Source organism: Yinghuangia seranimata (genome assembly GCF_029953285.1).
Classification (GTDB): domain Bacteria; phylum Actinomycetota; class Actinomycetes; order Streptomycetales; family Streptomycetaceae; genus Yinghuangia; species Yinghuangia seranimata.
Genome location: NZ_JASAOI010000002.1, coordinates 254,890 through 278,047, shown reverse-complemented (window position 1 = coordinate 278,047; position 23,158 = coordinate 254,890). Strand labels below are relative to the sequence as shown.

Sequence of the window (23,158 nt, the reverse complement as noted above, 5' to 3'; positions counted from 1 at the left end):
CTGAGGTGTCTGAGGCGTCTGAGGCGTCTGAGCCGCCTGACCGGCACTCCGTGGCGCCTCGAGATCCGCAATCCACCGCCATCCGAAAGGGCCTGACATGACCGCCGAAACCCCGGCCGCGGACTTCTTCGCGCGGCACCGCGAACTCCTCGACCGCGCCGTCGCCGCCGCGGCGGAACGCGACCACTGGGCACCGTTCAACGAGTCCCCGAGCACCTCGGTCTACGGCGAGGAGGCACCCGCCCGCGGCGAGGAGGGCTTCCGCGCCCTGCTCGGCCAGGACTTCGCCCTGCCCGGCCACCCCGGCGACGGCACCGTCGCGCCGCGCGAGGTCTCGCCGTACGGCCTGCCGCTCGACGTCGCCTACCCGAAGGTGACGCCGGACGAGGCCGTCGCCACCGCCAAGGCCGCCGCGCGCGTGTGGCGCACGACCGACCCGGACGTGCGCGCCGGGATCGCCGCGGAGATCCTCGTCCGCCTCAACGCCGACGTCTTCCGCATCGCCCAGGCCGTGCACCACACCACCGGCCAGGCCTTCGTCATGGCGTTCCAGGCCGGCGGCGCGCACGCGCAGGACCGCGGCCTCGAAGCGGTCGCCTACGCGTGGGCCGAGCAGAAGCGCCACCCCGCCGCCGCCCGGTGGAGCAAGCCGCAGCGCCGCGGCGGCCCGCTGACGATGGACAAGACGTTCACCGCGGTCGGCCGCGGCGTCGGGCTGGTCGTCGGCTGCAACACCTTCCCCACCTGGAACGCCTATCCGGGCCTGTTCGCGAGCCTGGTCACCGGCAACCCCGTCGTGGTCAAGCCGCACCCGCGCGCCGTGCTGCCGCTCGCGCTCACCGTGCGTACCGCGCGTGAGGTGCTCGCCGAGGCCGGCTTCGACCCGAACATCGTGGTGCTGGCCGCCGAGGCGCCGGGCGAGCGCAACGCCGCCGCCCTCGCGACCCACCCCGACGTGCGGATCGTCGACTTCACCGGCTCGACGGAGTTCGGCGACTGGCTGGAGGCCAACGCCCGCCAGGCGCACGTCTACACGGAGAAGGCCGGCCTCAACACGATCGTCCTCGACGCGACCGACGACTACCGGGGCGTGCTGCGCAACCTCACGTTCTCGCTGTCGCTGTACAGCGGCCAGATGTGCACGACCCCGCAGAACCTGCTGGTCGCCCGCGACGGCTTCGCCACCGACGAAGGCGTCAAGACCCCGGCCGAGTTCGCCGCCGACCTCGGTGCCGCACTCGACGCGTTCCTCGGTGACCCGGGGCGCGCGGCCGGCACGCTCGGCGCGCTGGTCAACGACGACGTCCTCAAGCGCGTCGAGGAAGCCTCCGCCCTGCCCGGCGCCGTGCACCCGACCCGCCCGGTCGCGCACCCCGAGCACAGCGGAGCCGTGCTCCGGACGCCCGCCGTCGCGCTGCTCGACGCCGCCGCGGACCGTCCGGTGTACACCCGCGAGTGGTTCGGCCCGGTGTCGTTCGTGATCGCGACCGACTCGACCGCGCACAGCCTCGACGTGTTCCGCGAGACCGTCTCCGCGCACGGTGCCCTGACCGCCGCCGTGTACGCGACGTCCCCTGAGGTCGTCGACGCGGCCCGCGACGCCGCGCTCGACGCCGGCGTGCACCTGTCGGAGAACCTGACCGGCGGCGTCTTCGTCAACCAGTCGGCCGCGTTCAGCGACTTCCACGGCACCTCCGCCAACCCGGCGGCCACCGCGGCGCTCACCGACCCGGCGTTCGTCACGGGCCGGTTCACGGTCCTCCAGTCGCGCCGCCACGCCCCGGCCGTGGAGCACGCGGATGCCTGAACACGTGCACAGCGCCCGGGGTTTCGTCGTGCCGGTGGAGGGCGCGTGACCGGCACGTACGAGACGCTGGCCGTCGAGGAGCGCGAGGACCGCTTCGTCGTCACCCTCGACCGGCCCCGGGCCCGCAACGCCATCAACGCCCGCATGATCGACGAACTCCACGAGGTGTGCGGGCTCGTGGAGCGCGACCCCAAACCGGTGCTGCTCACCGGCCGCGGCGGCGTGTTCGCGGGCGGCGCCGACATCGGCGAACTCCTGCTGCGCGGCCGGGATCAGGCCCTCCAGGGCATCAACAGCCGGCTGTTCGAACGGGTACGCCGGCTGCCCATGCCGACCGTCGCCGCGGTCGACGGGTGGGCGCTCGGCGGCGGCGCGGAACTGTCGTACGCGTGCGACATCCGGATCGCGGGCCCCGACGCGGTGTTCGGCAACCCCGAACCCGGCCTCGGCATCCTCGCCGCGGCCGGCGCATGCTGGCGGCTGCCCGGACTCGTGGGCGAGTCGGTCGCCAAGCAGGTGCTGCTCGCGGGCCGCACCCTCGACGCCGCCGCGGCACTCGCCGCGGGCCTCGTCATCGACGTCGTCCCGGCCGACAAGCTGCAGGACGCGGCGCACGCCCTGCTCGACCGCATGGCCCGCATGTCACCGACCGCGCTGCGGCTGACCAAGCTGGTCGTCGACGCACCGGGCGCCCACCCGGTCGCCGACGACCTCGCGCAGGCCGTGCTGTTCGAGGGCGCGGACAAGCGGGAGCGCATGACGCGCTTCCTGGAGAAGGCCGACAGGAGCAAGGCATGACTGCGAACACCGGCGCCGCGGCCGCAGCGGCTCCCGACACCGCGACCGCACCCGTTCCCGCACCTCCTGCGGTCGTAGGCGTGGTCGGCGGCGGGCGCATGGGGTCCGGCATCGCGCAGGCGTTCGCCGCGGCCGGGTCGTCGGTCACCGTGGTGGAGAGCGACGACGCGGCCGCCGCGGCGGCCCTCGACCGCATCGGGTCCGGGCTGCGGCGCGCCGCGGCCCGGCTCGACCGTCCCGCCGACGAGGTCCTCGCGCGGATCACCGTGGCGCCGTCCGTCGACCGGCTCCCCGCGGACGCCGACCTGGTCGTCGAGGCCGTCCCGGAGGACGCGGCGCTCAAGGCCCGGGTCCTGGCCGCCGCCGAACGCGCGGTCGGCCCGCACACCGTGCTCGCCAGCAACACCAGTTCGCTCTCCATCACGGAGATCGCCGCGGTCCTGTCACAGCCGGGCCGATTCCTCGGCATGCACTTCTTCAACCCGGTGCCCGCCTCCGCACTGGTGGAACTGGTCGTCGGCCCGGCGACCACCCCGAACACCACGGCGGCGGCGCTCGGTTGGACGCATGCCCTCGGCAAGCGCGACGTCGTCGTCACGGACTCCCCGGGCTTCGCCAGCAGCAGGCTCGGGCTGGCCCTCGGCCTCGAAGCCGTCCGCATGGTCGAGGACGGCGTCGCCGACCCCGAAGCCATCGACGCCGCGATGACGCTCGGCTACAAGCACCCGATGGGCCCGCTGCGGCTGACCGACCTGGTCGGCCTCGACGTCCGACTCGCCATCGCCGAGTACCTGCACGCCACCCTCGGCGAACGATTCGCCCCGCCCCGGCTCCTCCGCGACAAGGTCGCACGCGGCGAACTGGGCCGGAAGACCGGCAAGGGCTTCTACACGTGGGACTGAGGATTACTTACCAAACGTTCGGTATTAATTGAATGCCGTCCGTCTTTCCCGAACCACCGTCCCGACCTGGGATAATGCGGGAATGAGTCAGACCCCCACGCGGGAGGCGGGCCGCCGCGGGCGCCCCGGGTACGACCGCGCCGCCGTACTGGAGATCGCCGTCGCCGCGTTCAACGAACGCGGCTACGACGGCACCGGCATGGAAGAGCTGGCCAAGCGCCTGGGGATCACCAAGTCGGCCATCTACCACCACGTCTCGGGCAAGGAGGAACTCCTCGAACTCGCGGTCAACCGCGCGATGGACGCCCTGGACGCGATCCTCGACGAGCCTCTCGCCGACGACGTGAGCGCCACCGCCCGCCTCGAACACACCGTCCGCCGCAGCGCGGACGTGCTCGCCGAGGAACTCCCCTACGTCCGCCTCCTGCTGCGCCTGCACGGCAACAGCGACGTAGAACGCCGCGCCCTGGAACGCCGCCGCGCCTTCGACCGCCGTGTCACCGCCCTGGTCGCCGCCGCCGCCGACGAGGGCGGCATCCGCTCCGACATCGACCCTGCCCTCGCCAGCCGCCTCCTCTTCGGCGCCGTCAACTCCCTGATCGAGTGGTACCGCCCCGACGGCGACCTCCCGATCTCCACCGTCGCCGACGCCCTGACCTCGATCCTCTTCGACGGCATGCGCGACACGGGCCCCGCCGAAAACTGAGCCCCAGCCGTCAGCGAGACCGACCGTTACGGTGAGTCGGGTTGGCGTCGGACAGGGAGGGCGAAGTGGTGGACGTATACGAGGCCGTGGACACCCGCCGGGCGGTACGGGCGTTCAGCGACGAGCCCGTCCCCAGAGAAACCCTCGAACGCGTACTGACGGCGGCGACGCGGGCCCCGTCGAGCGGGAACCTCCAGCCGTGGCACATATACGTCGTCACCGGCGAGCCCTTGGCCGACCTGAAACGACGCGCGACAGCCCGGGCGATGGCGGGAGACCCGGGAGACGAACGCGACTACCCGATGTACCCGGCGGACCTGACCTCCCCGTACCTCGACCGCCTCTCCACCGCGGCGACCCAGCGCTACGCGGCCCTGGGCGTCGACCGCGACGACCCCGACCGACCCCGCAAGATCGCCACCCTGAACTCGGGAGCCTTCGGGGCCCCCGTCGTACTGTTCTGCTACCTCGACAGAACCATGGGCCCCGGCCAGTGGGGCGACGCGGGCATGTACCTGCAGACCGTCATGCTGCTGCTCAGGGCCGAAGGCCTGCACAGCTGCCCGCAGGTGATGTGGACGATGTACCGCCGGACCGTCAGCCAAGTGGTCGGCGCCGACGACCGCCTCGCCCTCTTCTGCGGCGTCGCGGTAGGGCACGAAGATCAAGGCGTCCCACGCCTACGCACCAACCGGGCGGACATGACCGAAACCGTGACCTTCATAGGCCTCTGACGTCAACACTGTTGACCCCGTGCTCGGCGCTCGGTCCGGCCCCGTCTAGGATCCGCCGTACCGCCGACTCGGTCCCGCAGCCTTACGGAGTCCCATGACCGCCCCGCAGCCCGCCGTCCGGACGGCCTTCTCCCCCGTCCTCGAGTTCGCCTTCGAGGTCCGTGTGTTCCTCGCCCCTGCGCGGCACATCGGGCACGGAGCGGGCGAAGCCACCGAGTTCGTCCCCATCACCGGCGGGACCGTCGAGGGCCCCCGCCTGAACGGCACCGTCCTGCCCGGGGGCGGCGACTGGTGCGACAACCGCGGCGGCGTGTACCAACTCGACGCCCGCTACCTCATCGAGACCGACGACGGCGCGGTCATCGACATCACCAACCGCGGCTACTACCACGAAGAGGACCCGACCAGCCCCGCCCAGTACGACGGCGACCTCCAGGTGGCCGAGGCCGGCGTCTACTACCGCACCGCCCCGGTCTTCCGCACCGACGCCCCCGCCCACCTCTGGCTCGCCCGCACCGTCTTCATCGGCCTCGCCCGCGGCGACGACTCCGAAGTCGCCATCCGCTTCTACGCCGTGTCCTGACCGCTGTCCGGCGACCGCTAACGCGTTGACGGCCGCGCCCGTCAGTTCAGCGCGGCGCCCCACGCCTTCGCCCGGGCAAGCTCGCCGTCACGCAGCGGCCCCTCCGCGTCCTCGATGACGAAACCCTGCGGCTCGGAAACGAGTTCGTATCCGTGGTGGCGCAGTTTCCGCGCGATCCCACGGGCGGCGCCGCCCGACATCGGCGCGGCCGCACGCGTGTCGAACGCGGCGGCATGCAGTTTGTCGTGGGTCTTCGGCAAACGCCTGAACCACTCGCGCACGCCGGGCCCCTCCGCGCCCTCCTCGGGCTCGTGGTGCGACTTCAGCTCGTCGGCTTCCTTCTCGATCGCGTGCAGGCCGGCCTTACGCGACATCCGGGACGTCATGCCGCGCATGTGCGTCGGCCCTCCCACGACGAGCAGATCGGCCGACTCGACCAGATCGGGATTCGCCTCCTGGACCTGCAGACAGTCGACGTCGGCGCCGGGATGGGACTGCCGCACACCTTCCCCGATGGCTTCGGCGATCTGACGGGTGTTGCCGAAGAGACTCTCGTAGACGATCGCGACATGCATGACAACTCATCTCCCTCTGCGCTCGCCCGGCTTTCGCCGGCGCGCTCGCCGGCCGCCCGACCGGGGGTTGTCCCGCTCATCGGCCGACACGTCCATTGTGTGAAGCCGGGCGGTCGAACGGAGGGGCCGAACGGCCTCTGATTCGTCAGGATGCTCGCCACGGCGTGCCGGGAGTCCGTGGTCCCGCGCTCCGTGATCAGGTCAGGCACGGGCCCACCTGGGCGCGGTGCGCTCCCAGTCACGGGCCCAGGCGGCGGTGCGCCGGCGCATGAACAGGAACCGCTCGGAGCCGAGCAACGCCAGCAGGGCGGCGGCACCGCCGACGAGCGTCGCCAGCCCCGAGCCGATCGCGTGGGACATCGCCCGGCCGGGCGGTGCGGGCGGCTCGACCGGGTTGCCCGCGCGGTCCAGCCACACGACGGTCTGGTCGCCGCGGCTTCCGATGGTCTGCACCGGTGCCTGCCCGGTGCGGGTGGTCCCGTCGGCGGCGGTCCAGGAGACCTTGGCGGTCGCGGCACCGGTGCGCATGCTGCCGGCCACGGCGTACACGTCCTGTTCCAGCACACCGGTGACCGGGTGGGCAGCTGTGGCGGCGGCCCGGTTGTGTGCCGCCTCGGCGTCGTAGCGCACGCGGCCGACCAGGAAGCTTGCGGCCGGCACCGCGATGAGCGCGACGATCACCAGGACGCCGAATGCCTGGTGCAGGCGCATCCCCCATGTACACATCGGGTTGTGCCGGCGAAGCCACCAGCCCCGCCGGCGGGGTGTCCCGTGTCCCGGGGCGACCGGGGCGCTCATCGTGGTGCCTCCGTTCGGTCGTGCCGCTGTGTCGGGGGTCCCGGGGTGCGTCACGCTTCGGGACGGCGTCCCCATGGATTCACTCTCGCGGGACCTGTGCGGCACCACATGGGGCGTGGGCCTCCCTCGACCGGGCCGAACGGCCCTGTGTCGCCGGAGCCGCCGCGATTCAGCCGAGGAGAGCGCATATGCCCACCCCCGCCACCGAGCCGCCCCGTCCCGTGGTCGTCGGCGTCGACGGTTCCGACTACGCCCGCAACGCCGTCGACTGGGCCGCCGACGAGGCCGCGCTGCGCGGCAGCCCGCTGGAACTGCTGCACGCATGGGAGCCCAAGGCCTTCGAGCCGCACGACTGGTACGGCGAACTCCTGCACGACGCCGGCGTCGACGTCCTCCAGCGACACCCCGCGCAGGCCCGCGAACGCCGGCCCGGCATCGCCGGGACGGGCGCGGCCCCCCGGCGGGTGCCCGTGCGTATGGCGTGGATGCCGTCGGCGACGCGCCGTTCCCGCTGGGGAGCGGCCGCCGCCGACGGGTGTGCTCTGGGCGGTCACCGCGGGGCCGTCGTCAGTCGGCCGTGGTGTCCGGGCTCGGGACGACGACCACCGGGCACGCGGCCCGGTGGACGAGGCCGTGGCTCACCGAGCCGAGGAGCATGCCGCGGAACCCGCCCAGTCCGCGGGTGCCCACGACCACGGCGAGCGCGTGCCGGGACGCGTCGACGAGCTCCTTGACCGGGTGCCCCGGCCTGATCTGCGGGCGCACCACGACGTCCGGGTAGCGGGCGCGATGACCGTCGAGGAACTCGGCGAGGCGGATGCGGGCTTCCTTCACGGTGTCGTCGGACATGCGGCCGCCGACGCTGTGGACCATGTGGACGGCGGTGAGCACGGCGCCCCGCCGGGACGCCTCGTCGAACGCGAAGTCGACGGCGGGCAGTGAGCGTTCGGACGCGTCGACGCCGACCACCACGGTCGGACCGTCCACGGCCCGGTGCTCCGGCCCGCGCACGATCGCGACCGGACACGCGGCGTGGGCGCTCACCGGAACGGCGATGCTCCCGGTGGTCAACGCCTCGGAGAGCGAGGACTGGTGCCGGGAGCCGAGCACCAGCATCGCCGCGTCCGCCGACTCGCGGATCAGGACGGTGGCGGGGGTGCCGTCGAGCAGCGCCGCGGTCGCCTCCAGATGCGGGTGCTGTTCCAGGGCGAGGGCACGCGCTTCCTCCACGACCTCGGTGGCGGCGGCGTGGAACCGGTCGCCCCACCCGTACATCGGCCGGGCCAGGTCCGGGTCCCGGTACACCTGGGTCGCCCAGCTCGTGGCGTGCACCCGCTCGGTCTCCCGGTGCCGCGCCGCCGTCCCCGCGGCGACGGAGAACTGCGGCCGCGGCGCGCCCGCGGGCCAGTCCAGCGCATGTATCACGCGCAGTGGCAGGCCCCGCCGTACCGCCTGCTCAGCCGCCCACAGCGTGGCGGCCCGGCCTTCCTCGCCGCGCTCCACGCCGACGACCACGGGACGTCCCGTGCCTGCCGCATTCATGCCCGCCACCCCTTTCCAGACCCGATGGCCGGCATCGTCGCCCGCCGGCCGCCTAACCCGACCCTCCCGCCGAGGGCCACCCGCGGGGCAGGGCCGTTCGGCCCGTCGGACAGAGCCGAGCCGCAGGGCCGAGCCGCAGGGCCGACGGCGCCCGGACGCGCGGCGGTTACCGGATCAGGACCCGCTCGCCGGGCCGGGGCACCACGGCCGTCCAGCCCAGTTCACGGTCGATGCGGTCGCGCAGTGTCCGCCTGCCCGACGGTGCGCAGGAGGACAAGGCCGCCGCCGAGTACAGCCGCCCGGCGGGGCAGGGCCGGACGGCCCTGGTGGCCTCGGGCCGTGCGGACCAGGGTCGGAAGGAGAGGCCGGCGCGTCCGTTCGGCCGCCGATCGACAGAGGCCGTCATGTCCGACGCCGCAAAACGCCGCGTGCCCGCCGGCTGTCGTTCCAGGGAAACAAGGGCATGACCGACACCGCGGAGCAGGCCGGAGCGCCGCCCGACGCCCGGGCGGCGGGTCTGACCAGCGCACAAGCCGCCGAACTGCTCGCCCGGCACGGGCCCAACACCGTGGCGCACCGGCGTCCGACGCCGCTGGTCGCGCGGGTGGCCTCGCAGCTGCGTGATCCGCTGATCCTCGTCCTGCTGGCCGCCGCGGTCCTGACGGCGTTGACCGCGGACCTCGCGGACACCGTCGTGATCCTGCTCGTGGTCACCGTCAACACGATCGTGGGCGTGACTCAGGAGATCCGTGCCGATCGGGCGGTCACCGCGCTCTCCGACCTGTCGGCGCCCGGCGTGCGGGTGCGGCGCGACGGTGCCGAGGTCGAACTCCCCGCGGCGGCGGTGGTTCCCGGAGACGTCGTCGTTCTCGGGGAGGGCGACATCGTGCCGGCGGACGGCGATGTGCTCGCATCGTCGGCGCTGCTCGTGGACGAGTCGACGGTGACCGGCGAATCGGTCCCGGTCGACAAGTCCGCCGTCTCGCCCGGCGGTTCCGCGGGCCCGTCGCACCGCCTCCAGGCGGGAACGGTCGTCGTGCGCGGCCATGCGGACGCCGAGGTCACCGCGACCGGCGCCGCCTCGACACTGGGGCGCATCGCGTCACTGATGGCCGAGCGCCGCGAGCCCACCCCGCTGCAGCGGCGGCTGGCCGAGCTGGGGCGGGTGCTGGCGTTCGTCGTCATCGCGCTGTGCGCGGCCTACTTCGCCCTGGGCGTCGCGCGTGGTCAGCCGACGGAGTCGATGGCGGTGACGGCCGTCAGCCTGGCCGTGGCCGCGGTACCCGAGTCGCTGCCGGCCGTGGTCACCCTCGGACTCGCCCTGGGCGCGCGGCGCATGGCCGCCCGCCGCGCCATCGTCCGCAACCTCCCCGCCGTGGAGACCCTCGGGTCGGTGACGGTGCTCGCCACGGACAAGACCGGGACCCTCACGGAGGGGCGCATGGTCGTGGAGCGGTTGTGGACACCTGAGGGCGCCGCCGAGGTCACCGGCCGCGGCTACGCGCCACGGGGGACGATCATCGCCGACGACGACTCGGCAACCGGCATCGAACGCCTGCTCACCGCCGCCGCCTTGTGCAACGACAGCGCGCTCGTCCCGCCCTCGTCCGACGAGGACGGCGGCTGGACGGCCCTGGGCGACCCGACCGAGGCCGCACTGCTGGCCGCCGCCGCGAAGGCCGGACTGGATCCGGAGGCGCTGCGCGCCCGGTTGCCCCGGCGCGACGCCGCCCCCTTCGACAGCGGCCGCAAGCGCATGACCACCGTCCACGACGCCGACGACGCCGTCGCGGTCTTCACCAAGGGCGCCCCCGAGGTCCTCCTCGCGCCGGATTTCCTGGACGACCCGGCGCCGCTGCTCGCCCGGGCCCGCGCCGAAGCCGACCACCTGGCCGCAGAGGGCTTCCGCGTCCTGGCCGTCGCCTCGCGGCGTCTGCCCGCCGCCCCCGCACACGCGCGCGACGCGGAGACCGGCCTGAGCCTGCTCGGACTGATCGGGATCGACGACCCCCCGAAAGACGCGGCACGCGACACGGTCGCCGCGTGCGACGCCGCCGGCATCACGCCGGTGATGATCACCGGCGACCATCCGGCGACCGCGCGCTGCGTGGCCCGACGCCTGGGCATCGTCGAGGCCGACGCCGGCGACGTGCTGACGGGCGCGCAGCTGGCCGGCGTCCCACCGGAGACGGTGCGGAGCACACGTATCTTCGCCCGTACCACGCCCGAGCAGAAGCTCTCCATCATCCGCACCTGGCACGACGCCGGAGCGGTGACCGCCATGACCGGCGACGGCGTCAACGACGGACCCGCCCTGCACCAGGCCGACATCGGCGTGGCCATGGGCCGCCGCGGCACGGAAGTCGCCCGCCAGGCCGCGGACCTGGTACTGGCCGACGACGAGATCGGTACCGTCGTGGCCGCCGTCGAAGAAGGCCGCCGCGTCTACCACAACATCCGCCGGTTCCTGCTCTACGCCCTCGCGGGCGGCACCGCGGAGATCGCCGTGATGCTGCTGGGCCCCGTACTCGGACTGGCCGTTCCGCTGCTCGCCGCGCAGATCCTGTGGGTCAACCTGCTGACGCACGGGCTGACCGGCGTCGCCCTGGGCGCGGAGCCGGTCGAGCCGGGCACCATGCTGCGCCGGCCCCGCCCGCCGGGGCAGAGCATCCTCGGTGACGGCCTCTGGCAGGGCGTCGTCGTGCTCGGCACGGTCGTCACGGCCGCGTCGCTCGCCGCCGGAGTGTGGGCGCGGCACGCCGAACGGCCCTGGCAGACCGTGCTGTTCCTCACCCTCCTCGCGGCGCAACTCGGCACCGTACTGGGCCTGCGCACCCGGGTGTTCACCCGCGAGAACCTCTTCCTCCCCGCCGCGGTCGTCGGCTCGGCCGCACTCGGCCTGGCCGGGGTCTACCTCCCGTTCCTGCGCGACCTGCTCGGCACCGAGCCGGTGTCGGCCGGCGACCTCGCGCTCGTCCTGCTCGGCGTCGCCTCCGGTTTCGCCGCGGCCCGCGCGTACCGAGGGTTCCACGCGCGCCGAGCAGGCCGGGACGGCGAATCCCGCCCACGGTCCGGGCGCCGGTGACGCGCGCCGGCGCGGTCCGGCCCGCGCCGCGGGCCAAGCCGTCCGCGTCGCGACCGCTCGGCCGCACGCACCGTCGGGCTCGCGTGCTGTCGACCTCCCCCAGCAGGGCCGTTCGGCCCTGTGCACTGCATTCGTCCCGTCTGAGACTCGCGGTATGGGGAATGACGTGACGGCGCCGGACGACCCCCCGGCGCGGACGGTGGAGCCGGACCGCTCCGCGGCCTTGGAGCCGCTGGTCCAGGCGGAGGTCGGACGCGTCGTGTACTCGCACGAGGCGCTCCCGGCCGCGCGTCCGGTCAACTTCGTACCGGTCGGGAACGACGCGGCCTTCCGGGTGCGGGGCACCTCCATCCGAACGGAACCGGTCACGGGACGCCGTATCACGCGACGGCGGACCATCTGAAAACGCAGGAAGGTGTTCGTGATGGACGACCGCACCCAAGCGAAGCCGAAGCCACAAGCCGACCCGCCGCAGGACTACGCGGACCTGTGCGTGCGGGATGTCATGAGCGTCGCCCTGGTCACCGTCGCGGAGGACGAGTCGGTGTTGATGGCCTGGGAGATCCTCCAGCGCACCGGCTTCCACCACCTCCCCGTGGTGGACGCGAACGGGCGCTGCCGCGGGCTGGTCGAACGCTCCGACCTCGCGGTCGAGTGCGCCCTGCCCGCGACCACGCTCAGCGAGCGCTACATGGGCGACGTCGTCCAGAGCCACCGGCGTATCCAGGTGCGTGACGACGCGCCCGTGCCGCACGCCGCGGCCTTGATGGCCCGATCGGGCGTGGACGCCGCGGTCGTGGTCGACGCCGACAGCACCTTCGTGGGCCTGCTCACCGCACGTGACCTCGTCGCGGTCGTCGCCGGCCGGCCCCGCCGCCGAACCGCCCCGGCGGGCACGGGCCCGATGCTGTTCAGCCTGGAGCCCGTGCTGCCTTACCCGTTCGACGACTGAACGCGTCCTCGGTGTCGCCTGTGGGTACCGGCCGAAAGGGCCGGCGCGGCAGGACGAGGGCCTCTGATCGCCAAGGCCGGCGCAGGCCACCGCCCTGGCCGTCGGCGGTGTCCCCGGAACCGGCGGCGGTCACGGCCGTCCGGCCCATTCCGGGGGGACCACGACGACGGGGCAGTGCGCGTGCGCGCATACGTCGGTCGAGACCGAGCCCAGACGGGGGTCCATGACCTCGTGTCGGCGCCGCCGCCCGACGACGACGAGGTCCGCGTCGCGCGCGGCCCGGATCAGGACGTCGGCGGGCCGCCCGCGCCGCACCGTCCCGTCCACGCGAAGCCAGGGCTCGCCGAGTCGGACTTCGGCGACCGCCAGACCGACGATCTCCTGGGCCGCCGCAAGCACCTCGTGGTAGCGATCCTGATGTGAGCCGTTGCCCACGGGCACCGCCATCAGCAGTCGGAGGGGCGCGCCTGCGCGCCGGGCGGCCTCGATGGCCCAGCCCAGCGCGCGCTGTGCTCCGGCGGAGCCGTCGAAGCCGACCAGGACGGACGTGTGCGAGACGTTGTCGGTCATAGTCGGCTCTCCTGGTTACGCGATCTGGGCGACCGCCGTGTGGTAGACGGTCACCGGGGTGTACGCCCAGCTCGTGGTGAACTCGGCGAGGGCGATGCGGACCGCTGAGCGGACGCGGGGGTAAGCGGTCGCACAAGGCGCGGCGGCGATGGTGACGTCGACGACGACGGTGTGGTCGCGCAGCTCCAGGTGCACGCGGGGGGCGGCGAGGGCGGCACGTCGGCGGTGCTCAAACCGAGCCTCAGGATCATCTGGGCGGCCGCAAAGTGGGTGTCCTCGGGTGGGATCGTGAGCCGGCCGGCCTCGGCGCGCAGGTCCGGGTTCTCCAGCGGCTGGTTCGCGAACGACGCCGCGACCCCGTACCGGGTGGCGGCCAGCAGGAGCCGTTGGAGGGCCTGGCCGGCCGCGAGCCAGTCGTAGCGTGTGTCGCTACGGGTCTCCAAGAGCGCGATCAGCGGCCGCGCTTCGAACGCCGCCGTCCCCCGGTCGGCGATGTCGCGCCCGACGGCGAGGTCGCGGACCGCGCCGGTGTCCTCCTCCGGTCGTGGGCCCAGCGTCGGGGCGGGCACACCCTCGTGGCGGGCGGCGGCGGACGGGTCGTCGATCCAGCGGGCGCGCTCGTCACGCAACTCGTCCTCCTCGAGACCGGTGGCCTCGCGGACCATGGTGAGCAGCGCTTCGTAGGCCGGCTCCCAGTCGACGACGCGCAGCCGTGCCTCCTCCTCCCTCGCCGCCGCGCACAGTTCGTCGACGATCGCGGTGGGGATCGCGGTCTCGTGGAACGGCCCCCGGTCGGTACGGCGGCGCGGCAGGAACGGGTACAGCGCGGCGAGGCGCGGATCCGGCGCGTCCGCGACCACCTGGACGCGGGCGACGAACAGCGGGTCGGCGTGGTCGGGCAGCCGTTCGACCGCCGTGCCGGTGTCGAACGAGGCATAGCCGAGCCGTGCCGCGAAGGCCGCAGCGCCGCAGGCGATGTGCGCCTCGCGGCCGGCGGGGTCGCCGTGCCGCAGTGAGCGCGCCGGGTCGATGTGGACCTCGAGGTCGTCGCCGTCCCAGCGGAACCACCACGGCTGGGTGTTGTACTTCGACGGGGCCGACGTGGCCGCACGCAGGATGGTCTCGCGCTGTTTCGGGCTCAGGTTGGGTGTCACGGCGCGACACCTCCGGTCGGGTCTGCCACGCGTCGCGGTCCTGCGGCATGCCGCTGACCGCCTTGATCCGACTGTGCCCCGGGCACGCGGCGCGGGGTAGGGCCGAACGGACCGCCGGTGTGCCGGGCCGGGCGGACCGGCTCCGCCCGCCGTGCCCGGTTCCGCGGGCCGTTCGGCCCTGTGCCCGGCTCGGGCGCGGGTTGATCCTGACAGCGTGGGGCGCGCATCCCCGCCCGGGCCGGATCGAGGAGGCCACCATGAACGCGCACACTCAGCAGCCACCGCCTTCGGTCGGCCAGGTGATGCACAGCCCCGTCGTGTCCGTCGGGGACCAGGACACGCTGTGGACGGCGATGGACCTCATGCTGGGCCGCGGCCTACGCCACCTCGTCGTGGTGCGCGGCGACAAGGCGCTGGGCGTGCTGGTAGACCGCGAGCTCGCCGCGGTGTGGGCGATGAGCCCGCTGGGGCTCAAGCAGCGGACGGTGCTCGACACGATGGCGCCGGCGCAGTCCTTCCTCACCCCCGAGGTCGACGTCGTGACCGCCGCGCAACGCATGCGGGTGCTCGGCGTCGACGCGCTGGTCGTCGTGGACCGGGACCAGCACCCCCTCGGCGTGGTGACCGACCACGACCTGCTCGGGGTCCTGGCCCAGATGCTCGGCGGTGCGGGCGAGGACGCCGACACGGTTCCCCGCTACCACGGCAGCGGGTATCCGGTGATGCTGCCGGATTAGCCGACGAGTCCGTCCGTCCTGGCCGGAAGGCCCCGCGGGTGCCGCCACCGCCGTGCGGTTGTCCTCCCAGGCTCGGGCGGCGCACCTCCCGGCGCGATGGTGGTGACCGGGCACGACGCCTGGCGCAGGCAGGACCGTGCGACCGGCCCCAGCGTCGGCTGTGTGGGGTCGGTGCGCCGGTTGCGGCCGAGGACGAGCATCGACGCCTGATCGGCGGCGTCCAGTAAGGCCGGAACCGTGCGTCCGGCAACGGCGACGGTGCGCACGGTGACCGAGGGCGCCGCCGCCGCGACGGCGTTCACGGCGGTGACGAGCACGTCGCGGGCCTCGTCCTCGCGGATCTTCTCGTGCCCGATGGGGCATGCGGGGGCGTAGGGCGCGCGCCCGATGTGGTCGGGCTGCCAGGCGTGGACGATCACCAGCTCGCAGCACCGCAGGGCGGCTTCGCGGGCGGCCCAGGCGACCAGCGCGTCGTCGGCGGCCGAGCCGTCGACACCGACGACGATCGGGCGGTACGGCGCCGTCGCGGGCGCCGACCGAGGGGCCGGCCCCTCGCGCCCGGGCGGCAGCGGCGCGGCCGTCGGTGTGGTGTCGGCAAGGCGGCGGCTGGACATGATGCGCTCCTGGAAATCGGGCGTGTGTCGGGCCCTTGCACGCTCAGCGTCTCGCCGACGCCCGCACCGCGCAGGGGCCGAACGGCCCTGGAGCGACCCGGCGCGGCCGGGTGAACGCGGAGGAACCACACCCGTCGGAAGCCGATGCACTGCTGCCGGCGCGGCGGCGACTGTGGCTGTTCAACGTCGGCATGGCAGCGGTAGGACGCGGACGGCGCGGGCGTTGGTACGCGGCGTGAATCCGACTCCCCCGGGCGGTCGCGGTCGACCGCGGCTTCCTGGAGTCGCGCGATCTGCGCTGGTTCGCCGGACGGCTGGAGCCTTCGCACGTGCCGGCGCGCGACCGGCGCCCGTCCAGGGGCAGACCGGTCACCCGCGGCGTCACGCGTCGGATGTACCGCGCGGCAGGAGGATGCGGAAGTCCGTCCTCCCCGGCCTGCTGGTCAGCGTCACCGTCCCGCGGTGTGACGCGACGACGGCGTCCACGATGGCCAGCCCGAGGCCGGTGCCGCCGTCGGAGCGGGCACGCCCTTGCCCCGCGCGGGTGAAGCGTTCGAACACGGACTCCTGCAGGTCCTCCGGGACACCCGGCCCGTCGTCGGACACCAGTACCTCCGCGCCGTCGCCGTGCTCGCGGACGCGCACCGTGACCCGCGTCCCGGACGGAGTGTGGGTGCGGGCGTTGGTGAGCAGGTTGGCGAGCACCTGGCGCAGCCGGTGCGGGTCGCCGGTGATGGTGACGGGTTCCTCGGGGAGGTCGAGCAGCCAGCGGTGGCCGGGCCCGGCGGCCCGGGCATCCGACGCCGCGTCGATGGCCATCCGGCACAGGTCGACCGGTTCGCGCGCCAGGGGCCGTCCCGCGTCGAGCCGGGCGAGCAGGAGCAGGTCGTCGACGAGCAGGCTCATGCGCTCGGACTCGGACTGGATCCGCTCCAGGGCGTGCCGGACGTCGCCGGGCAGCGGCTCGTGGTGGCGCAGGGCGAGTTCGGCGTGCGCGCGGACCGTGGCGACCGGGGTGCGCAGTTCGTGGCTGGCGTCGGCGGCGAAGCGGCGCAGCCGTTCCTCGCTGGCGTGCCGTCGGGCGAGCGCGTCCCCGACGTGTCCGATCATGCGGTTGAGCGCCGCGCCGACCTGCCCGACCTCGGTGTCTGGGTCGGCGTCCGGAACGGGGGCGGGCATGGCCACCTGGCCGCTGGCCAGCGGGAGTTCCGCGACGCGGGTGGCGGTGGCCGCTACCCGGCGCAGGGGGCGGAGGGAGAGCCGGACCCAGAAGGCCCCGGCGACTCCGGTCGCGGCGAGCGCGATCGCGAAGACGATGGTCTCGAGCGCCTCCAGGCGGTGCACGGTCTCCTCGACCGGGTGCAGCGGCAGACCGCTGACCAGCACGTCGCCGTCGTCGCCCGGGACCGCGGCGACCCGGTAGCGGCCGAGGGCGGACAGCCGGACGTCGTGGCCGCGGCCGTCGTGCGGCACACGGGCGAGCGCACGTTCCTCCGCGGCGGTGAGCGGGACGTCGATGTGGGTGCGCCCGCGCACGACGGCGGACTGGGTGACCCGGCCGGCCATCAGTCGGGCGCCGAAGGTGCCGTCCGCCTGGCCGCGGGTGTCGGTCTGGTTGTCGGCGTCCGGCGGATCCTCGTGCTCGAGGCTGGCCGCGAACCGCCCTCCGGTCGCGGCCAGCTGCTGGTCCAGCCGGTGCACCAGGAACCGTTCGAGGGCCAGCGCGGTGGTGACGCCGACGGCCGTGCACGCGACGGCGAGCAGCAGCACCAGGCCCGCGGTCAGCCGGATCCGCAGTGTCCGGGGAAACCGCGGCCGGACACGGCGGCGCGCGCGGATCACGGCGTGTCCGGCTTGAGGACGTACCCGACGCCGCGCACGGTGTGGATGAGCGGGGTGTGCCCGGCGTCGACCTTCTTGCGCAGGTAGCTGATGTACAGCTCGACGACGTGCGCCTGCCCGCCGAAGTCGTAGGACCACACCCGGTCGAGGATCTGGGCCTTGGACAGCACGCGGCGCGGGTTGCGCATGAGGAACCGCAGCAGTTCGAACTCGGTGCGCGACAGGTCGATCGGCCGGCCCGCCCGGGTGACCTCGCGGGCGTCCTCGTCCATGGCGAGGTCCCCGACGACGAGACGTGCGCCGCCGGGCTCGCGGGCCATCCCGGCGCGGCGCACCAGGCCGCGCAGTCGGGCGAGGACCTCTTCGAGGCTGAAGGGCTTGGTCACATAGTCGTCGCCGCCCGCGGTGATGCCGGCGACCCGGTCCTCGACGGCGTCGCGCGCGGTCAGGAACAGCACGCACACCGCCCCGAGCTCGTGGCGCAGGCCGCGCAGCACCTGGAGTCCGTCCAGGTCGGGCAGCATCCAGTCGAGCACGACCGCGTCGGGCAGGAAGGAGCGGGCCTCGGCCAGGGCGGCGGCGCCGGTGCCGGCGGTGCGCACCTGCCAGCCGTCGGCGCGCAGTGCGGCGGACAGGACGTCGGCCAGGTCCGGCTCGTCGTCGACGACGAGCACCCGAGGGGGCTCGCCGTCGGGGCGGTGGAGGACGTGTGTTTCGGGGTGGTTCGCCATGGTGCTCCCAGCATGTCGGCTGCCGGCCCGGTTCCGGTGGCGCCGACCTTCTGAGTTTCCTCTGAATGCGCGGCCGTCGAGTCGGTCACCCCGGGCCGTTCGGCCTGTGCGACGGGGTCCCAGGCCTCCTGTCCTTCCGCGGACATCCCGGGAGATTGGCCGGTAGGGGACGGCTTCGACCCCGAGGACGGCGCCCCGTGCGCAGTCCTGTCCCTGGCGCGTCCGAGCGGAGGAACCGACATGAGCGCCACGGCCGAACAGCCCCACGGCATCCGCCCCGGCGGCCGTTTCCGCGTCTGGCACCGCAACCCGATGCGCGGCCGTGGCCGGGTTCTGCACGAGTCGTTCCTCGTCCTGCTTCTCCTGGCCGTCCTGGCCCTTCCGGCGCTCGGAGTGCTGATCGGTCGGGCACAGTTCAACGCGGCGGAGGCGCACAATCACGCACTGGCCACGCGGAGCCACCCTGTGACCGCCGTGCTCCAGCAGAACGTCTACGGCATCGGCGCTTCGCTGCACGGCACCGCGGCGAACGTGACCTGGACGGCGGCCGACGGCACCCTCCGCGCCGGCACGGCGAACGTCGGGAGCCCGGGCAGCCAGGGCGAGACGACGACCATCTGGCTCGACCCCGCAGGCGACCCCACGGCGCCGCCTGCCGAGCACAGCGCCCTCGTCGTCAACGCGGTGACCGCCGCCGTCCTGGTGTGCCTCGGTGGCGCGGGTGTGCTGCTGGTGCTCTTCGCCCTGGAGAACAACCTGTTCATGCGCTCGCGGATGCGCGCCTGGGCCCGCGACTGGGAGCGCACGGCACCGACCTGGACCCGGGCGGGATAGCGGCCGCGGTGACGCACCGGGTACTTCGACCCTGTTCCGCGGCCCTGTGCAGGCGCAATCTGGCATTGGGGGAACAGCCACGGAGGCGAACCCGGTGATCATCCTCGTGAACCCTGACCAGGTGCGCGCAGCGGCGCGCCGCGACCGCGGCCATGCGGCGCGGCCCCGGCGGCTGAGGAGGTGCCGGCGATGAGCACGCCCCCCGGTTCCGGCCCGCACGCCGCGACCCCGTGGTCCGGCGCGGTCGAAACGCACTGCGCCGTCGTCTACTTCGCGGGCGACCGCGCCGCCAAGCTGAAGAAGCCGGTGGACTTCGGGTTCGTCGACTTCAGCACGCGCGAGGCCCGGGAGGCCGCGTGCCACGCCGAGGTCGAGCTGAACCGCCGCTTCGCGCCGGATGTCTACCTCGGTGTCGGGGACATCGTCGACGAGCAGGGGCGGACGGTGGACCACCTCGTGCTGATGCGCCGCATGCCGGACGAGCGCCGGCTGTCGGCGCTCGTCGCCGCGGGCGCCCCCGTCGACACCCCGCTGCGCCAGGTCGCCCGGCTGCTGGCCGTGTGGCACGCCAAGGCACCGCGCGGGCCCGAGATCGACCGGTACGGTACCCGCGACGCGCTGCTCGGCCGCTGGACCGACAGTTTCGCGCAGGTGCGCGGGCTCCCGGACGTGCCCGCCGGCAGCGTCCGCCGCGACATCGACGAGATCGAGCGCCTCACGCTCCGCTACCTCGACGCGCGCGAGGCGCTGTTCGCGGACCGTGTCGCCGGGGGACGGATCGTCGACGGCCACGGCGACCTGCTGGCCGACGACGTCTTCTGCCTCGACGACGGGCCCCGGGTGCTCGACTGCCTGGAGTTCGACGCGGCCCTGCGCAGCCTCGACGGCCTGGACGACGCGGCCTTCCTCGCCATGGACCTCGAACGCCTCGGCGCGCATGACCTGGCCGAGCGCTTCCTGCACTGGTACGTCGAGTTCTCCGGCGACCAGGCGCCCACCACGCTGTGGCACCACTATGTCGCCTACCGTGCGTTCGTCCGCGCCAAGGTCGCCTTGCTGCGCCGTGAACAGGGCGATCCCGCGGCGGGGCGGCTGGCGGCGGACTACTGCGACCTGACGCTGCGGCACCTGCGGGCCGGCGCGGTGAAGCTCGTCCTCGTGGGCGGGCTGCCGGGCACGGGCAAGACGACGATCGCCGACGGGGTCGCCGAACGGCTGGGTATGACGGTGGTCGGCACCGACCGGCTGCGCAAGGAGGCGGCAGGCATGAGCCCGGGGCAGCACGGCGACGCGTCGCTGTACACGCCGGACCGGGTCGCGGCGAACTACGACGCGCTCCTGCGGCGGGCGGCCTCCCTGCTGGAGCGCGGCGAGTCGGTGGTGCTCGACGCCACCTGGAACGCGGCCGAGCCGCGCGCCCACGCGCTCGCGCTCGCCTCACGGGTCGGGGCCGACGCCGTGCAGATCCGCTGCACCGTCTCCGAGCACGTCGCCGAAAAGCGGCTGCGCTCCCGCGCGGACGCATGGTCGGACGCGGACACCTCGGTGGCCCGGACCATGGCCCACGCCTCCGCGCCGTGGCCCGACGCGGTGTCGTTGGACACCGAGGCCCCCGTCGACCACTCGGTCGCATGCGCGGTCGAGGCGGTCCGGCCCGCGGCGGCCGAGCGCGTCTTCACCCGGCGGCCGTACCTGGAACCCGACTGAGCCGCGGCCGGGACGTGGGGGTCAAGCCCGCGAGGACACCGTGGAGGAGGGCACCCGCCACGTGGTGCCGGCCTCGACCGTGCGCTCCACGTCGCCGATGCGGACGCGGACGGGCGTGGACTGGCCGGGGCGCAGCGACACCGACGTGCCGCGGTGGGACACGTGGACGCGCACTCCCCAGTGCTCGCGGTACCGGATGTCGAACTCCAACGGCCCGAGCCCCTCGGGGAGGACGGGGTCCAGGACCAGGGTGTCCTCGCGGAGTTCCAGCCCCGGGTAGCCGCGGCTGAGCAGGTCGAGGCACCCGGCCATGGCGCCGAGGTGGATTCCCTCGGGGGTGGTTCCGCCTTGGACGTCGTACCGGTCGGAGGCGAGGGCCTCGCGGAGGAACCGACCGGAGGCGGCCCGGTCGGCGCGGGCCAGGACCCAGGCGTGGACGACGCTGCTGAGGGTCGAGCCGTGGGCCGTGCGCCGCAGGTAGTAGCGCATCGTGCGGTCGAGGGTGTCCGCGTCGACGGCGTAGTCCATCCGGGTGAAGAGGCGCCCGAGTTCGGCCGGCGAGAACAGGTAGGCCAGCATGAGGACGTCGGCCTGTTTGGAGACGCGGTAGCGGTTCGGGCTGTCGCCCTCGGCCTCCAGGATCCGGTCCAGGCGGCGGATGTCGCCGTAGCGCCGCCGGTAGCCGTCCCAGTCGAGTTCGGCGAGTTCGCCGTACCGGTGGAACTGGCTGACGACCCCGTCGTGGAAGCACACGCGGAGCCTGCGGGCGACGTGCTCCCACCGCGCGGGCTCGTCGGATGCCAGGCGCAGTTTCTCGGCCAGTTCGCCGCGGCGGTGCTCCGGCAGCAGCCCGAGCGCGCGTTGCGCCGTGGTGAGCACCCAGGACGCCATGACGTTCGTATAGGCGTTGTCGTCCAGGCCGGGACGGTCGGCCCAGGGATAGGCGTCGTGGTATTCGTCGGGGCCCATGACGTCCTGGATGCGGTAGCGACGCAACACCGGGTCGAACCGGGCGAAGTCAGACCAGAAACGGGCGATCTCGATGATCAGCTCCGCCCCTTCCGCGGCCAGGTAGGCGTGGTCTCCGGTCGCCTGGTAGTACTGCCAGGCGTTGTACGCGATCGCGGACCCGACGTGCCGTTGCAGGTGGCTGTGGTCGGGCAGCCATCTGCCCGACCGGGGGTTGAAGTGCAGCGTGGGCGTCTCCTCGCGGCCGTCGCCGCCGCTCTGCCAGGGGAACATCGCGCCGCGGTGTCCCGCGGCGCGGGAGGCCCGCCGTGCGGCGTCGAGCCGTCGGTGGCGGTAGCGCAGCAGGCCCCGGCTGACGTCGGGCAGCCGCAGGTTGAGGTACGGGAGGACGAACAGCTCGTCCCAGAACACGTGCCCGCGGTACGCCTCGCCGTGCAGCCCGCGCGCCGGAACTCCCGCGTCGAGCCCGGCCGTGTGCTCGCTGAGCGTCTGCAGGATGTGGAACGTGTAGAGGCGGGAGGTGAGTTCGGACTCCCGGCTCTGCCCGAGGTCCACGCGGCAGCGGGCCCACAGTTCGGCCCAGCGCCGGGCGTGCGCGGCGAGCAGCGCCGCGAAGTCCCCGGCCGCGTTCGCGGCCTCGACCGCCGCCTCGACCGGGTCCCCGATCGCCGGGTCGCGGCCGGTGTGCACGGCCACCACCTTCTCGACGACGCAGGGTCGGCCGGGTGCCGCCGCGAGAACCAGCTCGTGGCCGATGCGGTGGTGGTCACGCTCGACCCCGACGTGCGACGGCGGGCCGCCCTGGGTGACCCGGGTGCGGGCCGCGGTGGCGACGCGCAGGCGGGAGCCGGTGGTCTCCACCTCGAGCACGACGGTCTGCGGGCCCGCCGCGTGGCCGCGTCGCATCGCGAGGTGTCGTTCCGCGAGGTCCCGGTACCGCGCCACACCGGTGTTGCGGACGCCGCCGTCGAGGGCGGACCGGACCGTCAGCGTGCCCGTCCAGTTCTCGGGCACCAGTGTGGTCTCCAGCGCCGCGAGGTGCGGGTGCGCCATGTGGACGAAGCGGCGTTGCGTCAGGACGGTGACCCGGCCCTGCGCGTCCCGGACCCGCGTGCTCCGGTGCAGCACCCCGTGCCGCAGGTCGAGCGTGAGGTGGTGTCCGAGGATCTCCCGCGCGGATCCGGCGAACCACTCGCCGTCCTCGGCCCGGAACGTCAGCGGCAGCCAGTTCGTGACGTTGACGAGGTCCTCGTTCTCGACCCTGTGCCCGGCGATCCGCACCGCGCCGCGGTCGTAGCCGCCGGCCAGGTATGTGCCGGGATAGTGCACCCCGTCGGTCGTCGCCTCCGGTGCGGCGGCGCGCGTGACGAAGTAGCCGTTCCCCAGAGCGCACAGCGCTTCGCGGAGTCCCTCGCGCCCCGGGTCGAACCCGTCGTACCGTACCGCCCAGCCGTCCTGGACCGGGCCCGAGAGCTGCGCCGGCTCGCCGGTCCGCGCCGCGTGTCCCATGCCCGCCTC

21 protein-coding genes and 1 pseudogene are annotated in these 23,158 nt (G+C 73.9%); 13 read left to right on the top strand and 9 right to left on the bottom strand.

Features of this window, described 5'->3' with window-relative positions; genetic code table 11:
• The first annotated feature begins 97 nt into the window (after positions 1-97).
• The 6 genes from paaN (at position 98) to QI554_RS01470 (ending at position 5,530) form a co-directional block, all read left to right on the top strand.
• On the top strand, positions 98-1,807 hold the full coding sequence (gene paaN / locus QI554_RS01495; protein WP_281464897.1) for a phenylacetic acid degradation protein PaaN: 1,710 nt from the start codon (positions 98-100) through the stop codon (positions 1,805-1,807).
• Between the two features lie 45 nt (positions 1,808-1,852).
• Positions 1,853-2,605, top strand: a complete 753-nt coding sequence (locus QI554_RS01490; protein ID WP_281464895.1) for an enoyl-CoA hydratase/isomerase family protein — start codon at positions 1,853-1,855, stop codon at positions 2,603-2,605.
• Complete coding sequence (locus QI554_RS01485) at positions 2,602-3,507, top strand: 3-hydroxyacyl-CoA dehydrogenase family protein (protein WP_281464892.1); 906 nt, start codon at positions 2,602-2,604, stop codon at positions 3,505-3,507. Before QI554_RS01490 ends, QI554_RS01485 begins: the two co-directional genes overlap by 4 nt.
• Before the next feature lie 82 nt (positions 3,508-3,589).
• Positions 3,590-4,213 carry a TetR/AcrR family transcriptional regulator gene (locus QI554_RS01480; protein ID WP_281464890.1) on the top strand — a complete coding sequence of 208 codons (624 nt, stop codon included), beginning with the start codon at positions 3,590-3,592 and terminating at the stop codon, positions 4,211-4,213.
• Between the two features lie 68 nt (positions 4,214-4,281).
• Positions 4,282-4,947 carry a nitroreductase gene (locus QI554_RS01475; protein ID WP_281465167.1) on the top strand — a complete coding sequence of 222 codons (666 nt, stop codon included), beginning with the start codon at positions 4,282-4,284 and terminating at the stop codon, positions 4,945-4,947.
• A 94-nt stretch (positions 4,948-5,041) separates the two neighbouring features.
• Positions 5,042-5,530: a DUF3237 domain-containing protein gene (locus QI554_RS01470; protein ID WP_281464888.1), complete on the top strand. Its 489-nt coding sequence runs from the start codon at positions 5,042-5,044 to the stop codon at positions 5,528-5,530.
• Positions 5,531-5,571: 41 nt separating this feature from the next.
• Here QI554_RS01470 and QI554_RS01465 read toward each other — a convergent pair whose 3' ends face one another.
• Both QI554_RS01465 and QI554_RS01460 read right to left on the bottom strand, forming a co-directional pair.
• Positions 5,572-6,105 (bottom strand): flavodoxin family protein, encoded by a 534-nt coding sequence (locus QI554_RS01465; RefSeq protein WP_281464887.1) that lies wholly within the window; start codon positions 6,103-6,105, stop codon positions 5,572-5,574.
• Positions 6,106-6,306: 201 nt separating this feature from the next.
• Complete coding sequence (locus tag QI554_RS01460) at positions 6,307-6,903, bottom strand: Rv1733c family protein (RefSeq protein ID WP_425527894.1); 597 nt, start codon at positions 6,901-6,903, stop codon at positions 6,307-6,309.
• Between QI554_RS01460 and QI554_RS43510 the strand changes: the two are divergent.
• Positions 6,798-7,232, top strand: a pseudogene (locus QI554_RS43510) (universal stress protein); the annotation flags it as partial. The gene QI554_RS01460 and the pseudogene QI554_RS43510 overlap by 106 nt on opposite strands.
• A gap of 238 nt (positions 7,233-7,470) precedes the next feature.
• Here QI554_RS43510 and QI554_RS01450 read toward each other — a convergent pair.
• Positions 7,471-8,445, bottom strand: coding sequence for a universal stress protein (locus tag QI554_RS01450; protein WP_281464883.1), 975 nt, complete (start codon positions 8,443-8,445; stop codon positions 7,471-7,473).
• 463 nt (positions 8,446-8,908) lie between these two features.
• Here QI554_RS01450 and QI554_RS01445 point away from each other — a divergent pair, with 463 nt between their 5' ends.
• The 3 genes from QI554_RS01445 to QI554_RS01435 all read left to right on the top strand — a co-directional run bounded on the left by QI554_RS01445 (position 8,909) and on the right by QI554_RS01435 (position 12,482).
• The gene (locus QI554_RS01445) at positions 8,909-11,530 is read left to right on the top strand and encodes a cation-translocating P-type ATPase (RefSeq protein WP_281464881.1); all 2,622 of its coding nucleotides are present in this window, start codon (positions 8,909-8,911) and stop codon (positions 11,528-11,530) included.
• Positions 11,531-11,684: 154 nt separating this feature from the next.
• Positions 11,685-11,933 (top strand): PNPOx family protein, encoded by a 249-nt coding sequence (locus QI554_RS01440; protein ID WP_281464879.1) that lies wholly within the window; start codon positions 11,685-11,687, stop codon positions 11,931-11,933.
• 21 nt (positions 11,934-11,954) lie between these two features.
• Positions 11,955-12,482: a CBS domain-containing protein gene (locus QI554_RS01435; protein WP_281464877.1), complete on the top strand. Its 528-nt coding sequence runs from the start codon at positions 11,955-11,957 to the stop codon at positions 12,480-12,482.
• A gap of 129 nt (positions 12,483-12,611) precedes the next feature.
• Here the strand turns inward: QI554_RS01435 and QI554_RS01430 are convergent, their stop codons facing one another.
• Together QI554_RS01430 and QI554_RS01425 are read right to left on the bottom strand one after the other, a co-directional pair.
• On the bottom strand, positions 12,612-13,052 hold the full coding sequence (locus tag QI554_RS01430) for a universal stress protein (RefSeq protein WP_281464875.1): 441 nt from the start codon (positions 13,050-13,052) through the stop codon (positions 12,612-12,614).
• Positions 13,053-13,102: 50 nt separating this feature from the next.
• Positions 13,103-14,206 carry an Acg family FMN-binding oxidoreductase gene (locus QI554_RS01425; RefSeq protein ID WP_281464873.1) on the bottom strand — a complete coding sequence of 368 codons (1,104 nt, stop codon included), beginning with the start codon at positions 14,204-14,206 and terminating at the stop codon, positions 13,103-13,105.
• A gap of 257 nt (positions 14,207-14,463) precedes the next feature.
• Here QI554_RS01425 and QI554_RS01420 point away from each other — a divergent pair, with 257 nt between their 5' ends.
• Positions 14,464-14,943, top strand: a complete 480-nt coding sequence (locus tag QI554_RS01420; protein ID WP_281464871.1) for a CBS domain-containing protein — start codon at positions 14,464-14,466, stop codon at positions 14,941-14,943.
• Here the strand turns inward: QI554_RS01420 and QI554_RS01415 are convergent.
• From QI554_RS01415 to QI554_RS01405, 3 genes are all read right to left on the bottom strand, one after another.
• A complete protein-coding gene (locus QI554_RS01415) occupies positions 14,940-15,557 on the bottom strand; it encodes a universal stress protein (protein WP_281464869.1) in 618 nt (205 codons plus the stop codon). The genes QI554_RS01420 and QI554_RS01415 overlap by 4 nt on opposite strands.
• Positions 15,558-15,938: 381 nt before the next feature.
• On the bottom strand, positions 15,939-17,399 hold the full coding sequence (locus QI554_RS01410) for a sensor histidine kinase (RefSeq protein ID WP_281464867.1): 1,461 nt from the start codon (positions 17,397-17,399) through the stop codon (positions 15,939-15,941).
• Positions 17,396-18,130, bottom strand: coding sequence for a response regulator transcription factor (locus tag QI554_RS01405; RefSeq protein WP_281464865.1), 735 nt, complete (start codon positions 18,128-18,130; stop codon positions 17,396-17,398). The genes QI554_RS01410 and QI554_RS01405 overlap by 4 nt, the downstream gene beginning before the upstream one ends.
• Positions 18,131-18,370: 240 nt before the next feature.
• On the opposite strand from QI554_RS01405, the gene QI554_RS01400 reads away from it, so the two are divergent.
• Together QI554_RS01400 and QI554_RS01395 are read left to right on the top strand one after the other, a co-directional pair.
• On the top strand, positions 18,371-18,964 hold the full coding sequence (locus QI554_RS01400) for an Rv1733c family protein (RefSeq protein ID WP_281464863.1): 594 nt from the start codon (positions 18,371-18,373) through the stop codon (positions 18,962-18,964).
• Between the two features lie 189 nt (positions 18,965-19,153).
• On the top strand, positions 19,154-20,671 hold the full coding sequence (locus QI554_RS01395) for a bifunctional aminoglycoside phosphotransferase/ATP-binding protein (RefSeq protein WP_281464861.1): 1,518 nt from the start codon (positions 19,154-19,156) through the stop codon (positions 20,669-20,671).
• A 21-nt stretch (positions 20,672-20,692) separates the two neighbouring features.
• Here the strand turns inward: QI554_RS01395 and QI554_RS01390 are convergent, their stop codons facing one another.
• A complete protein-coding gene (locus QI554_RS01390) occupies positions 20,693-23,149 on the bottom strand; it encodes a glycoside hydrolase family 65 protein (protein WP_281464859.1) in 2,457 nt (818 codons plus the stop codon).
• Positions 23,150-23,158 lie beyond the last annotated feature (9 nt).